A 12,652-nucleotide genomic window follows, 5' to 3' on the forward strand; every position below is an offset into this window, starting at 1 on the left:
CGGGTGGGCGCTGCTCTGGGGCGGCGTATTCGAACAGCTCGAGGCTTGGGCCGTTGCCCAGGCGGAGCAGCCGCATCGCGCGGATGCTGGAGCCGGGGAGGAAGCGCAGGCGCCGTTGCAGGTCCGGGCCTTCCTGAGGCGGCTGGCCTTTCGCCAGGCTGTCGTAGAGGACTTCGGCGCCAAGGGCTTCGATGAAGAAGGCCGTTGCCGCTTGGAGGTCCGGCACCGTCACGCCGACATGGTCGATGCCGCGTACTCCTGCTCCTGGAGAGGTCGAAGGCATGGCGCGCACGCTCCTGAATGGGATGGAACGCGAGACTGCTGGGCTGCTCCACGGTGCGGCCATGTGAAGTGCGGCGTCAATGTGCGGTGTCCCTTGGGGCGGGCCGGTGTTCACTCGCGGGCGGGCCATGCCCCGACACGAGAAACCCCGCCCCAGTGCTTCGCGGCACCGGGACGGGGCGGGGTGTGGGTGAAGCAGGCTGCGGAGCGACTACAGCGTGGGTGTGCCGACGCGGTTGCTGCAGTACGCGCTGGAGCCGCAGGTGGTGCCGACGTTGGCGTACCAGGCCGTCTTGCGCGTGCCGTACTGACGGTTGTCCGCGTGGACGTGCGCGCCCGTGGAGTTACCCGTGGAGCCCACGAGCCCCAGCGCGCAGCGGTCGCACGTCTTGGAGCCCGACGACGCGTTGGAGTTCAGGTGGAGCTGACGGAAGTCCCAGCCACTGCCACCCGTGACGACGTAGTAGTTACCCGCGCCGCCGTTGCAGCTCGTGCCGCCGCTGCAGTTGTTCGCACAGCCGCCGTAGTAGGCGTAGTAGCGGCTGACGTTGATCATTCCGCGGTGGTTCCACACGCTGCAGGTGCCGTTGCTCATGTCGAGCGCGTTGTGGCTGCTGCCCGAGCACGAGTAGTACGTCGTCGAACCCACGCGCGCGGCGGTGTCACAGATGGGCCCCACGGCCGTCGCGGCCGTGACAGAGGTGGCCCAGCCCGCGGCGGCGAGCGCCAGGCCCGCCATGGTCAGCTTCATCGTCTTCATCAAGAGACTCCCTCGTTGGTGTAGCGCTGCGTACTGCGGTGAAGCAGGGGTCACCTCCGGCGGCGCTGCTTCTCGCGCAGCACCAGCTCCCACTCCTGGAGGTTGAGCTTCAGGACGGACACCCAGGCGTCGATTTCCGCGTCCATGGCGCGGTCCACGCCGCGCAAGGATTCCAGCACGGGCACCGCGTGGGCCTGCCCCAGCCGGGCAATCCCCTGGAGCGCCGCCTTGCGCACCGCCGGGTCCTTGTCTTCGCGGAACAGGTCCACCAGCGAGCCCCGCGCGCCCGCGGACTCGCCGCCGGGCACGCCGCCCAGCGCCGTGGCCGCCGCCGCGCGCAGCTCCGGGTTCTCCGAGCGCAGCTGACGCGTCACCTGCTCCACCGCCTCGTGGCCCACGGCCTCCATGGAGACCTCACGCAGCAGCTTCGCCGCCACCGCCGGGTCTTCCGATGCCGATGCCACCGACACCGCCGCCTCCGACACCCGGCGGTCATGGCCGCTGTAGACGTCCGCGCTCTCGGAGACGATGTTGTCCGCCACCGCCGCGCGTACCTCGGGGGATGCGTCGCGCACCAACTGCTCGTACGTCACCACGCCGCCGTTCTTCTCCATGAACTCGACGGAGGGCACGCCGCGCAGGCCCCGCACCGCCGCCGCGCGCAGCGCCGGGTCCGAATCCCCGGTGGCCCGGGCGAGCAGCGGCTGGATGAGGCCGGGGTTCTCCGCGTTGCTCGCCTTGGTGGCCAGCGCCGCGCCCAGGGCCTCCAGCACCTCCGGGTCCCGCTCACCTTGCAGCGCCGCCAGCAGTGACTCGGCGGGCATGGCGAGCGCGGCTTCCTTCAGCCGCATCTTCACGTAGCGCTTCAGCGCGGGGGAGCCGTTCTTCATCGCCACGCGCACGTCGTCCAGCATGCCCTGCACCGTGCATTGCGCGGGGCGGAGCGTCGCCTCGGCGCGCGCCGCCACGGGCGTCAGGGACGAGAGGGCCACCAGGAGCGCCGCGCGCCCCATTCGCTTCATCGACAGGGGGGACATCAGTGCGGCGCTCCTTCTTCGACCAGGCAGTTGTGGTGCTCGCGCTTGCCCAGCCAGATGCGGGCGAAGTCCACCGTGCCCGACGCGTAGAGGGCTTGGAACTCCAGGTAGTCCTGCGTGAAGCGCGGGTCCTTCGCGGCGAACTGCTCCAGCATCGGCAGCGCCTTGTCGCCGCCCGCGCGCACGGCGAAGCGGAAGATGGCCCAGCGCACGCAGAGGTCATGCTCGGCCAGGAAGGCGGCGCGGAGGATCTCCATCGCCTTCTCCGGCTCGCGGGTGACACCCAGCCGGAAGGCCGCCATCTCCCGCACGTCCCGCTCGCGGTCGCTGGAGAGGATGCGCTTGAGCGAGTCGAAGGACTCCGCGCCGATGACGGGGTTCGAATACGACGGCATCTCCAGCGCGAGCAGCCGCACGGCCATGTCGTCGGACGTACCGCCGATGTCCAGGAGCTCCTTCCAGTAGGGCTCGAAGGTGCCGGTGCGCTCGTAGTCCTCCTTCATCACCCGGCCCAGCGTGCGCGTGGCCACCCAGGCGGTGGAGTCCAGCGTCTCGTCCAGCGCCAGCTTCTTGAGTCGCTGGATGTCTCCCGGCGCCAGCTTCCGTTGCGTCTCCAGTGCGTCCAGCGCGGCGGAGCGCGTCTGCAAGGGCGCACCTGGGTCCTCGCCCAGCTTCATCAGGCTCTGCGCCACCTGCGGCGCATGCACCGCGGGCGCGGCCTTCAGCGCGTCCATGTAGATGCCCAACTCCGGTCCGCTGGCGCCCTTGGCCCACTCCAACACCTGGAGCGCGCGGGTCGCGTCGTTGCCCACCAGCTCCGTCAGCCGCTCCTGGAGGTAGGCCGCCAGGTACCGGTCTCCGTTTCCAATGGCCGTCGTCAGCGCCTTCCGGAACGAGTCCATGGACACCGCGGCGTCGAAGGCATGTAGGCCGTCCCAGCACCCAGGCATGGGGATCTGCTCCACCGCGGGCTCGGGCTCCGAGGGTGTGGCGCCTGGGGTGCCAACACCGGGCGTGCCGCGAGGGCCGGAGGCCGCCGAGGCGGTGGGCTCGGCCGGTACGGGCTCGCCGGGAAGAGAGGGGCCAGTCCGTGGCCACAGCAATGCCACGGCCGCCGCGACCAGCAAGACGCCTGCGGCCACGGTCCAACGAAGGTTTCTGGAAGTCATCAGGGGAGGGGCTGAGTCAGTGAATCCTGCGAATTCTTGGATACTTTGAATTTGAGGGCCTTGGCAATGGGGGCCCCCAGAACTCAGCCTGCGCGTCGCGTCATCGCTTCAAGGGAGACAGAAATGTCCACGGCACGCACGGTTCGAATGGGTGTCATTGGCGCGGGCTTCGCGCGCACCACGCAAATCCCCGCGCTGCGCGCATTGCCAGGCGTGGAGGTGGTGAGCCTGGCCAGCGCGCGGCGCGAGAAGGTGGAGGCGGCGGGCCGGCAGCTGGGCGTGCCACATGTGACGACGGACTGGCGCGAGGTGGTGTCACGGCCGGAGGTGACGTGCGTGTGCATCTCCACGCCGCCCGCGCTGCACCGGGACATCACCCTGGCCGCGCTGGAGGCGAGCAAGGCGGTGCTGTGTGAGAAGCCCACCGCGCTGGATGCGAGGGAAGCGGAGGCCATGTGGCACGCGGCCCGTGAGCGGCGTGTCCTGGCGCTGCTGGACCATGAGCTGCGCTTCCTGCCCGCGCGGCAGCGGATGCGAGCCCTGCTGCGTTCTGGTGAGCTGGGCGCGGTGCGTGGCGCGCGTGTCTTCTATCGCAACGACAACCGCGCCTCGCCGGAGCGGCCGTGGGACTGGTGGTCGGACGCGTCGCAAGGAGGCGGGCTCCTGGGCGCCATCGGCTCGCACGCGGTGGACACGCTGCGCTTCATGCTGGGCGCCGAGCCCGACGAGGTGCTGGGCGAGCTGGCCACGCACACGCCCGAGCGGCCCGACGCGCTCACGGGACAGTCGCGCCCGGTGACGAGCGACGACGAGGCGCGGCTGCTGCTCCGCTTCGGTGCGACGACGGCCGCTATCGAGATGTCGATGGTGTCCCCCGGCAAGCCGGTGCACGGCGTCGAGGTGTCCTGCGCGCGCGGGGGCCTGCGCGTGGAGGGCCGCGAGCTGTGGCGCTCCACGGTGGGGACACGTGCCTGGGAGCGGGTGGCGCTTCCCGAGGAACCGCCGCTTCCACCCGGCCTGCCAGACAACGAGTGGGCGCGCGGCTTCCTGCTGCTGGCCGGTGCGCTGACGCAGGCCCTGCGCGAAGGCCGCGCCTCGGTGGAGGACGCGGCCACGCTGGAGGACGGCTGGCGCAACCAACGGGTGTTGGATGCGGCTCGTCGCTCACACGCGGAGCGCCAATGGATTCGCCTGTCCTCCGGGCCGTAAGTGCTCCCCTCCCATCCCGGAGGACACGGTGGGCTTCAGGGCGACAGCCTCAGGAGGAGGGTGAGGCCTCCTATGTTTCACAATCACTCGTGCCTCCCGGACCTATTGTCCGTGGCAGAGTGACTTCGTGGGGGATTCAACCCGGGCCCACCTTCACGGGCGCCTTTCTATCCCTCTTCGTCCTGAACAATGGACCTGGGGGGCCGTGTGATGTCCACCCGCCCACTGCCCAGGTGGAGATGCGCGCGACCATTGCCAGATTGCATGGGAAGGAGCCACCGGATGAAAGACCAGCCCGCCGCACCCGAACGACCGGATGCACCAGCGCCCGCCGGGCCGCCTGCTGGCACGAAGCCCCCGTGGCACGCGCTGTCACCGGACCAGGTGCTGACGTCGCTCGGGAGCGCGGCCGAAGGGCTGACGGACGAGGAGGCGCGCGAGCGCCTGTCGCGCCATGGCCCCAACGTGCTGGAGCGCGCCCAGAGGGACGGCCCGCTGAAGCTGCTGTGGCGGCAGGTGAACAGCCCCTTCATCTGGGTGCTCATCGCCTCCGCGGTGCTGGCCGTCATCATGGGGAAGGTGACGGACGGGCTGGTGGTGGCCGCGGTGGTGGTGCTCAACACCCTCATCGGCTTCGTGCAGGAGTACCGCGCGGGGAAGGCCATTGCGTCGCTCAGCCGCATGGTGCCGGAGAACGCCACGGTGATTCGCGCGGGCCGCAAGCTGCGGGTCCCCGCGGCGCAGGGCGTGCCGGGCGACGTCATGGAGCTGGCGCCGGGTGACAAGGTGCCCGCGGACATGCGGCTGCTCTCCGCGCGCAACCTCATGGTGGAGGAGGCCGCGCTCACGGGCGAGTCCGTGCCCGCGCAGAAGGCCGTGGCGCCCGTGCCGGAGGACGCGGAGCTGGGGGACCGGGCCAGCCTGCTCTTCGGTGGCACGCTGGTGACGTCCGGCTCCGCCACCGCGGTGGTGGTGGCCACCGGGCAGGCCACCGAGCTGGGCCGCATCTCCACGCTGCTCCGCGAGGCCACCGACCTCCAGACGCCGCTCACCAAGGCGCTGGCCGTCATCGGCAAGTACATCACCCTGGGCATCCTGGTGATCTCCGCCGCGCTGCTGGGGGTGGGGCTGGTGCGTGGCTACGCGCTGAGCGAGGCCGTCGTGGTGGCGATTACGCTGGCCGTCGCCGCCATTCCAGAAGGGCTGCCCGCCATCGTCACGATCGCCTTGGCCATTGGCGTGCAACGCATGGCCGCCCGGCGCGCCGTCATCCGCAAGCTGCCCGCGGTGGAGACGTTGGGCAGCACCACCGTCATCTGTACGGACAAGACGGGCACGCTCACCCGCAATGAGATGACGGTGCAGGCCTTGTGGACGACCCACGGGCGCTACGCGCTCAGCGGCGTGGGCTACGCCCCCAAGGGGACGCTGACGCGAGGAGGGCCGCCGTTGGAGGCGCCGCCGCCGGACGTGTGTGAGCTGCTGCTGGCGGGCGTGCTGTGCAACGACGCCGCGCTCCAGCCCCGCGATGGACAGTGGGACATGACGGGCGACCCCACCGAGGCCGCCCTGCTGGTGGCGGCGGAGAAGGCGGGCATGCGCGTGGACGACGTCCGGCAGGCGCACCCGCGCGTGGACGCCATCCCCTTCGAGTCGGAGAACCAGTTCATGGCCACCCTGCACGATGACGGGAAGGGCGGCCGCCGCATCCTGCTCAAGGGGGCGCCGGAAGTCGTACTGCGCCGCTGCGCCCTGGATGACGGCTGCTCGTCCAGCACGGTGCTGGCGGAGGTGGACGGCCTGGCGCGGCAGGGCATGCGTGTGCTCGCGGTGGCATACCGGGAGGTGTCGGCGTCACACGTCGCGCTGCGCCTGGAGGACGTCGAGGGCGGCCTGCGGCTGCTCGGCCTGGAGGGGATGATTGACCCGCCGCGCGAGGAGGCCATGGCCGCGGTGCGCGCCTGCCACGAGGCGGGAATCACGGTGAAGATGATTACCGGTGACCACCCCTCCACGGCGGCGGCCATCGGCGCGCAGTTGGGCCTGCTGAAGCCGGGGGAGGAGGGCGTCACGGGCGCGCGGCTGGCCACCACGGATGACGCGGCGCTGGAGGAGGTGGCCCTGCGCTCCAACGTCTTCGCGCGGGTGGCGCCCGAGCACAAGCTGCGGCTGGTGCGCGCGCTCCAGCGCCGGCAGCACGTGGTGGCCATGACGGGGGACGGCGTCAACGACGCGCCCGCGCTCAAGCAGGCCAACATCGGCGTGGCCATGGGCATCACCGGCACGGCGGTGGCGAAGGACGCGGCGGACATCGTGCTGACGGATGACAACTTCGCCTCCATCGTCGCGGCGGTGGAGGAGGGGCGGCGCGTCTACGACAACCTCATCAAGTCGCTGGCCTTCGTCCTGCCCACCAACCTGGGGCTGGCGCTCATCCTGCTGTTCGGCGTGTCCCTCTTCCCCATCCAGGAGGTGGGCGGACGGCTGGTGCCGCTGATGGCCATGCTGCCCACGCAGCTGCTCTGGATAAACCTGGTGGCCACGGTGTCTCTGGCGCTGCCGCTGGCCTTCGAGGCCCGGGAGCCGGACGTCATGCGCAGGGCACCCAGGGACCCCGGGGCGCCGGTGCTCAACCGCTTCGTGGTGATGCGCACCGGACTGGTGGCGTTGCTGATGGCCGCGGGCGCCATCGGCCTCTTCCTGTGGGAGTACCGCCGGGACATTCCTCGCACGGGACACGCGCACGCGCTGGCCGAGGCCCAGACGATGGCGGTGAACACCGTCATCAGCTTCCAGATGTTCTACCTGTTCATGTGCCGCAGCCTCATGGGCTCGGTGCGCAAGGTGGGCCTCTTCAGCAACCGCTCGGTGTTCGTGGGCATGGGCCTGCTGGTGCTGCTCCAGGTGGCCTTCATGTATCTGCCCTTCATGCAGCGCGTGTTCGGCACCGCGCCCCTGGGCTTGGAGGACGTGGGCCTGTCCATCCTGGTGGGCGCGGTCGTGCTGCCGGTGGTGGGGCTGGAGAAGTGGCTGCGGCAGCGCAAGGACGACACGGACGCTTCATCAGGGCGCGGCGCCGCGCGGCCGCGCGAGCGTGTGTCCACGTGAGGCGGCTCAGGGACGCGCGGGCCGGGCGGCGGCGTCCGGCAGCGTCCAGTCCCGCTCCATGAAGGCGATGCGGCACTGGTCCAGCCGGGGGCCGCAGGCGCGGTCCAGGTCACTGCGGGTGTCGCAGCCCGGGCGCTCCTCGCAGGTGTCCGGCAGGAAGGCCCAGACGAACTGGAGCACGTTGCCGCCGCGGCCCTCGGGCAGCGCCGCGAGGAAGTCCTCGCGGTACTCCTCGAAGAGCGACGTCAGGTAGACGGTGTCCCGCTCCAGCCGCACGTTGCGCCGGTCGCCCACGAAGCGGCGTCCGGCCTCGTTGAGCTGTGAGTCCAGGAACTCCGGCTGGAAGTGCGAGCCGTCCAGCCGGGGGCCTCCGCGCGCGGCCTGGAAGAGCGCCAGGTGGATGCGCGGGTCGGCGAACTCGCGGCGCAGCACGCGGTTGTGCAGCGCCCACAGCGTCAGCCGCTCACCGCCCACCGCCCAGGAGCGGCCCCAGAAGAAGCGTCCCAGCACCGGCTGCTGCACGGTTTCGAGGTACGGGTAGCCGTCCACCACCTGCTGGAGCACGAGCGCGTTGTAGGCGTTGAGCCAGTAGGCCAGCGCGTCCTCCGGCGTGGGAAAGACGTCCGGGCGGTTGTGGGGGGAGAACGACGCCAGCGAGTCGACGAAGCCGTCCAGCGTCTTGCGCTCGCGCCCCACCGAGGCGAAGTCCACGTCCCCGTCCGGGCGCACGTGCCGCAGCACCTTCTCATAGTCGTGGTAGCTGAACGGGGTGGCGGGGGAGGGCACACGCGCGGGCAAGAGGCCCTGGACATGCAGCGCGCCTCCCGCGCCCAGCAACGCGGCCACGGCGAGCAGCACGGCGAAGACGTGGGGACGACGGCGAGGAGCGGGAGCGGTGGCCACGGGGGCGGGAGCATAACCCAGGGGGAAGGGGGCTGCCCGGCCCTCCAGTTCACCCCGCGTAACTCGGAGTCCATTCCAAGCAGGGATAGTCGTCGATTTATACTGGGCCCTCATGGAGCCTACCCCCAAGGTCATCCGTCACTTTCATCCGGTGCTCTCCGCCCGCGCGCTGGGCACCCGGCCGGTCCGCGTGGAGGTGGCGGGCCGCGCCTACGCGCTCTTCCGAGATGGCACGGGGCAGCCCGCGGCGCTCGCGGATGCCTGCCCCCATCGCTTCGCGCCGCTGTCCAAGGGGACGGTGCGCGCGGACGGCCGGCTCCAGTGTCCGTACCACGGCTGGCGCTTCGACGCGCAGGGGCGCGGCAGCAACCCCAGCCAGCCGGAGCTGCGCCACTGTGACGCGCGCAGCTTCCAGGTGGTGGAGCGCTACGGCTACCTCTGGCTGGCCGAGCGGGACACGCCGCTTTCGGCCATGCCCGACATGGGCGAGGAGGGCTACGTCTTCGGCGGCGCGTTCTCCACGCACTTCGCGGCGCCGCTGCACGTGTCGCTCGACAACTTCAGCGAGGACGAGCACACGCCCTACGTCCACACCCGGCTGGGCTGGGACGACCCGAACGCGGGCCGGGTGGAGTTCGAGGCGCGCAACCTGGAGGACCGCACGGAGGTGCACTACCGCGCCCCGCAGCGGCCCGCGCCCATCATGGCGGTGCTGGGCGTGCGAGACGGTGACTTCTTCCAGAACGACTGGGTGACGCGCTTCGACCCGGTGCGCAGCCAGTACACCATCTGCTGGGTGGCGCCGGACGGCTCGCCGCGCCCCTTCATCACCCGGGCGAACATCTTCTTCGTGCCGGAGACGGCGCGCACCACGCGCCTGCACGTCTTCTCATTCCTGCGCACCGAACAGCCGCTGCTGCGTCCGCTGCTCCCCGTGGCGGCGCGGGCGGCCATGGCGCTCACCTGGTGGGAGGTGCGCGACGACGCGCGCTTCATCACCACCGTGGCGGACACGCCCTACAGTCACAAGGGCATGCGGTTGGACCGTTTCGACGCGCCGCTGGTGCACCAGCGGCGGCTCCTGGAGCGCATCTACTACGGCGCCGGTCCGAAGATGACGGGGGCCGTGGTGCCGCTCACCCGCGAGGCCCCGGGCGGCTGAAGGCCCCCAGGGCGCGCTCGCGCTCAGTGCAGTGAAGGAGAGGGCTCTTCGTATGCCGGAGTGGCCACACCGGTGCGCGCCTCGTAGGCGTTGCAGCCGCTTTCTCCGGATACCTCCAATTCGAACTCGGCCAGCTCCGGCTGCATGCAGCGGTGCGTCTCGCCGGCGCTCTGGGGGGTCTGGTTGGCGAAGTAACGGCAGCCCTTGCAGTTGCCCCACTGTCCTTCCGCCATGACGTCCTCCTCGGGAAAGGGTGTGATGCCTCTCTCCACGAGGGTGGGGCTGGCGAAGGCCGCTCACAACCGGCGCTCGCCGCCCACCTTCCACGGCGGGCAACCCGGCGCCTGGGAATGGCGGGCGCCGGGAGGCCGCGCGGAATTACGGCTGCCGGGGGGCGTCCGCCGGCCCTTCCTGGGTGGGCTGCGTCGGCTGCGTCTGCTCTGGCAGCGGCTGGAGGAACGGCGCCTCCGAGGTCTCCACCTTCAGGTCCGCCGTCAGGGGACGGGCGCCGAACGCGCCCACCGCGCGCAGCAGGCGCAGGCCGGCGAGCGAGGCCTGCAGCCGCTCACCCACCAGGCCAATCTCCGCCTGGGTCAGCGCGGTGTTCGCGTCCGCGACCTCCAGGTACGTGGCCACGCCTTCCTTGAAGGAGACCTCGGTGAGGCGCTGGGACTCGCGCGCCAGCTCCACGGCCTGCGAGGCCTTGAGGCGGTTGGCCAGGGCGCTCTCCAGGTCGAGCTGCGCGGTATTCACTTCCTGGCGCGCGGTGAGCTCCGCCTTGCGCTGCAGCGCCCGGTTCTCCGCGATGACGGCCGAGGCCTCCTGCAGGTTGGCCTCACGCAGGCCGCCGTCCCACAACGTCCAACTGGCGCCCAGGGTGATGAGCCAGATGCGGTTGGAGCCCACGAGGCCCGCCGCGTTGCTGATGTTGTAGGTGCCGGAGACCTGCACGTTGGGCAGGTAGCTGAACCACACGCCGCGCTTGTTGATTCTCGCCAGCTCCACGGACTCACGCGCCGCGGCGACGTCCGCGCGCTGCTCAAGCGAGCGCTCGACGAGCACGTGGGTGTCCGTCTTCTCCGGCACCTGGGGCTCCGGCGGCGGCGCCACGTCGAAGTTCGGGTCGTCCAGCGCCAGCAGGGTGGCCAGCACCAGCTTGGCGGACGCCTCCGCGTTGCGCGCGCGGATCAGGTCCTGCTCCGCACGGGCCAGGTCCTGCTCGGCGCGCAGCAGCGCCACGCGCGTCACCGTCCCCGCCTCGAAGCGGACCTGCGTGTCCTTGGCGCGCGCGCTGTTGAGCTCCACCAGCCGCTCCTGCACCGCCACGGCCTGTGCCTGCGCCACGGTGCCGTAGTACGCCTGCGCCACGCCGAAGAAGATTTCGCGCCGCGCCTGCTCCACGTTGAGCTCCGCCACGCGCTCCGCCTTGTAGGCGGCCTGGATGCCGGCCCACAGCTGCGGGGCGATGATGGCCTGCCGCACCTGGCCCTGGGCCTGCATCTGCACCCGCGGCTGGATGACGATTTCCACGGGCGCGAGCGGACCCGCGGGAATCACCGCTTCGATGGAGTTTCGGGTGATGGCGCCGTTGACGGTGACGTTGGGGAGGTAGCCGGCCCAGGCCTTGCGCGACGCGGTATCCGCCTGAGCGAGGCGGGCCTGTGCGGCCTTGAGGTCCAGGTTCTCCTTGCGGGCGCGGTTGAGCGCGTCCTCCAGGGTCAGCGTCGGCGGCGGTGCCGCGGCCAGGGTGGCCGCCAGGGACAGCGCCAGGAATGAACTCATGACCGCCTCTACCTCCTCAAGGGCCCACGCCGGCGGGGGCCACTGCGTCCAGGATGGACTTGCTACGGGTTCGAGCCTCGGGTCGGCAGCCATAGTCCATGACGTCCGAATTTGGAAGCTCCGGAATGTAGTATCCCTCAATAGTTGATGAGGTCAATTGTTTAGGTGGCTCAGGTGACATAACATGAGAGGCATGAACGGGAGCGGCGAGCAGTTGGAGCGGAAGACGAAGCCGGGGAGTGGGCCCGGGCAGGCCGGCCCCGCGGGTGACTTGCCACGCCAGGCGTGGACACTCCTCTTCGAGCTGATGCACACGCACATGCGCAACTTCCCCGCACTGGCGGCGGAGTTCGACCTGTCGCCGGTGCAGGCGCACGTGTTGCGGCAGCTGGGGGAAGGGCCGCTGGCCATGAGCACGCTGGCTGCCTACCTGTCGTGCGACGCGTCCAACGTCACGGGCCTGGTGGACCGGATGGAGGCGCGCGGACTGGTGGTGCGCCGCAGCTCCGAGCAGGACCGGCGGGTGAAGATGCTGGTCCTGACGGAGGACGGCGCTGCGCTGCGCGAGCGGCTGCTGGAGCGCATCTTCGAGCCGCCGGACGCCATCTGCGGCCTGCCGGAAGAGGACCTGTGCGCGCTGCGCGACATCATGCGCCGCGCGCTAGGGGCGCAGTAGGCGCCCCGCGTCAGTCCAGCAGGAAGGTGTACGAGTACTTCATCTCCGTGGAGACGGGCTCGCCACCCTTGATGGCGGGCTTGAAGCGGAAGCGGCGGATGGCATCCCGCGCCGCCTCGTTGAGGCCGTAGCCGGGCCCCTTGAGAATCTTCACCGCCACCACCTTGCCCTCGTGGTTGATGGTGATGGAGAGCGTGACGGTGCCCTCCACGCCCGCGCGGCGCGCTTCCTCCGGATACGGAATCTTCACCTCGGAGGCCACCGTGGGCTCCGAGTCCACCTGGTAGATGGGCGCGTACTTCGGCGCGCTGTACCCCTTCACGTCCTTGGGGTCCTTCGCGGTGGGGCCTGTCCTGCCATACGCGGTGTTGCCCACGGGCGCGGCGAACGAGCCCGCGCTGGTGGTGGAGGACATCGTCATGCCCACCACGAGCGGCGGCGGCTTGGCCTGCGGCTCCGGCGGCGGGGTGTCGTTGGGCGGAGGCGGCGCGTCCACGGGCGGCGGGGGCAGCGGCTTGGGCGCCTCGGCCACCTTCACCGGCGGCGGCTTCACCACCCTGGGCT

Annotated in this window: 12 protein-coding genes; 4 read left to right on the forward strand and 8 right to left on the reverse strand. The window is 70.8% G+C overall.

From position 1 onward, the window contains the following. From HNV26_RS34575 to HNV26_RS34590, 4 genes are all read right to left on the reverse strand, one after another. On the reverse strand, nt 1-283 hold a 283-nt coding region (locus HNV26_RS34575), incomplete at its 3' end, for a VOC family protein (RefSeq protein ID WP_253817329.1). A 210-nt stretch (nt 284-493) separates the two neighbouring features. Next, complete coding sequence (locus tag HNV26_RS34580) at nt 494-1,042, reverse strand: M23 family metallopeptidase (protein ID WP_171444382.1); 549 nt, start codon at nt 1,040-1,042, stop codon at nt 494-496. Nucleotides 1,043-1,092: 50 nt separating this feature from the next. Continuing rightward, entirely contained in the window at nt 1,093-2,079 is a 987-nt protein-coding gene (locus HNV26_RS34585) for a HEAT repeat domain-containing protein (RefSeq protein WP_171444383.1), read from the reverse strand. Beyond that, nucleotides 2,079-3,221 carry a HEAT repeat domain-containing protein gene (locus tag HNV26_RS34590; protein ID WP_436410074.1) on the reverse strand — a complete coding sequence of 381 codons (1,143 nt, stop codon included), beginning with the start codon at nt 3,219-3,221 and terminating at the stop codon, nt 2,079-2,081. Before HNV26_RS34590 ends, HNV26_RS34585 begins: the two co-directional genes overlap by 1 nt. 150 nt (nt 3,222-3,371) lie before the next feature. On the opposite strand from HNV26_RS34590, the gene HNV26_RS34595 reads away from it, so the two are divergent. After that, nucleotides 3,372-4,457, forward strand: coding sequence for a Gfo/Idh/MocA family protein (locus HNV26_RS34595; protein WP_171444385.1), 1,086 nt, complete (start codon nt 3,372-3,374; stop codon nt 4,455-4,457). 282 nt (nt 4,458-4,739) lie between these two features. Beyond that, nucleotides 4,740-7,565: a cation-translocating P-type ATPase gene (locus HNV26_RS34600; protein WP_171444386.1), complete on the forward strand. Its 2,826-nt coding sequence runs from the start codon at nt 4,740-4,742 to the stop codon at nt 7,563-7,565. Between the two features lie 6 nt (nt 7,566-7,571). Here HNV26_RS34600 and HNV26_RS34605 read toward each other — a convergent pair whose 3' ends face one another. Then, nucleotides 7,572-8,603 carry a DUF547 domain-containing protein gene (locus HNV26_RS34605; RefSeq protein ID WP_216613016.1) on the reverse strand — a complete coding sequence of 344 codons (1,032 nt, stop codon included), beginning with the start codon at nt 8,601-8,603 and terminating at the stop codon, nt 7,572-7,574. Here HNV26_RS34605 and HNV26_RS34610 point away from each other — a divergent pair. Continuing rightward, the gene (locus tag HNV26_RS34610; protein WP_171444387.1) at nt 8,581-9,630 is read left to right on the forward strand and encodes a Rieske 2Fe-2S domain-containing protein; all 1,050 of its coding nucleotides are present in this window, start codon (nt 8,581-8,583) and stop codon (nt 9,628-9,630) included. The two genes, HNV26_RS34605 and HNV26_RS34610, sit on opposite strands and share 23 nt — an antisense overlap. A gap of 23 nt (nt 9,631-9,653) precedes the next feature. Here the strand turns inward: HNV26_RS34610 and HNV26_RS34615 are convergent, their stop codons facing one another. After that, the gene (locus tag HNV26_RS34615) at nt 9,654-9,863 is read right to left on the reverse strand and encodes a hypothetical protein (protein ID WP_216613017.1); all 210 of its coding nucleotides are present in this window, start codon (nt 9,861-9,863) and stop codon (nt 9,654-9,656) included. Between the two features lie 145 nt (nt 9,864-10,008). Continuing rightward, nucleotides 10,009-11,412: a TolC family protein gene (locus HNV26_RS34620; RefSeq protein WP_171444388.1), complete on the reverse strand. Its 1,404-nt coding sequence runs from the start codon at nt 11,410-11,412 to the stop codon at nt 10,009-10,011. 184 nt (nt 11,413-11,596) lie between these two features. On the opposite strand from HNV26_RS34620, the gene HNV26_RS34625 reads away from it, so the two are divergent. Next, the gene (locus HNV26_RS34625; protein WP_011556416.1) at nt 11,597-12,088 is read left to right on the forward strand and encodes a MarR family winged helix-turn-helix transcriptional regulator; all 492 of its coding nucleotides are present in this window, start codon (nt 11,597-11,599) and stop codon (nt 12,086-12,088) included. Between the two features lie 10 nt (nt 12,089-12,098). On the opposite strand, the gene HNV26_RS34630 is transcribed toward HNV26_RS34625, so the two are convergent. After that, a partial coding sequence (locus HNV26_RS34630) for an energy transducer TonB (RefSeq protein ID WP_171452972.1) occupies nt 12,099-12,652 on the reverse strand: 554 nt, incomplete at its 5' end.

The sequence above is a fragment of the Myxococcus xanthus genome, assembly GCF_013116825.1.
Lineage (GTDB): Bacteria > Myxococcota > Myxococcia > Myxococcales > Myxococcaceae > Myxococcus > Myxococcus xanthus_B.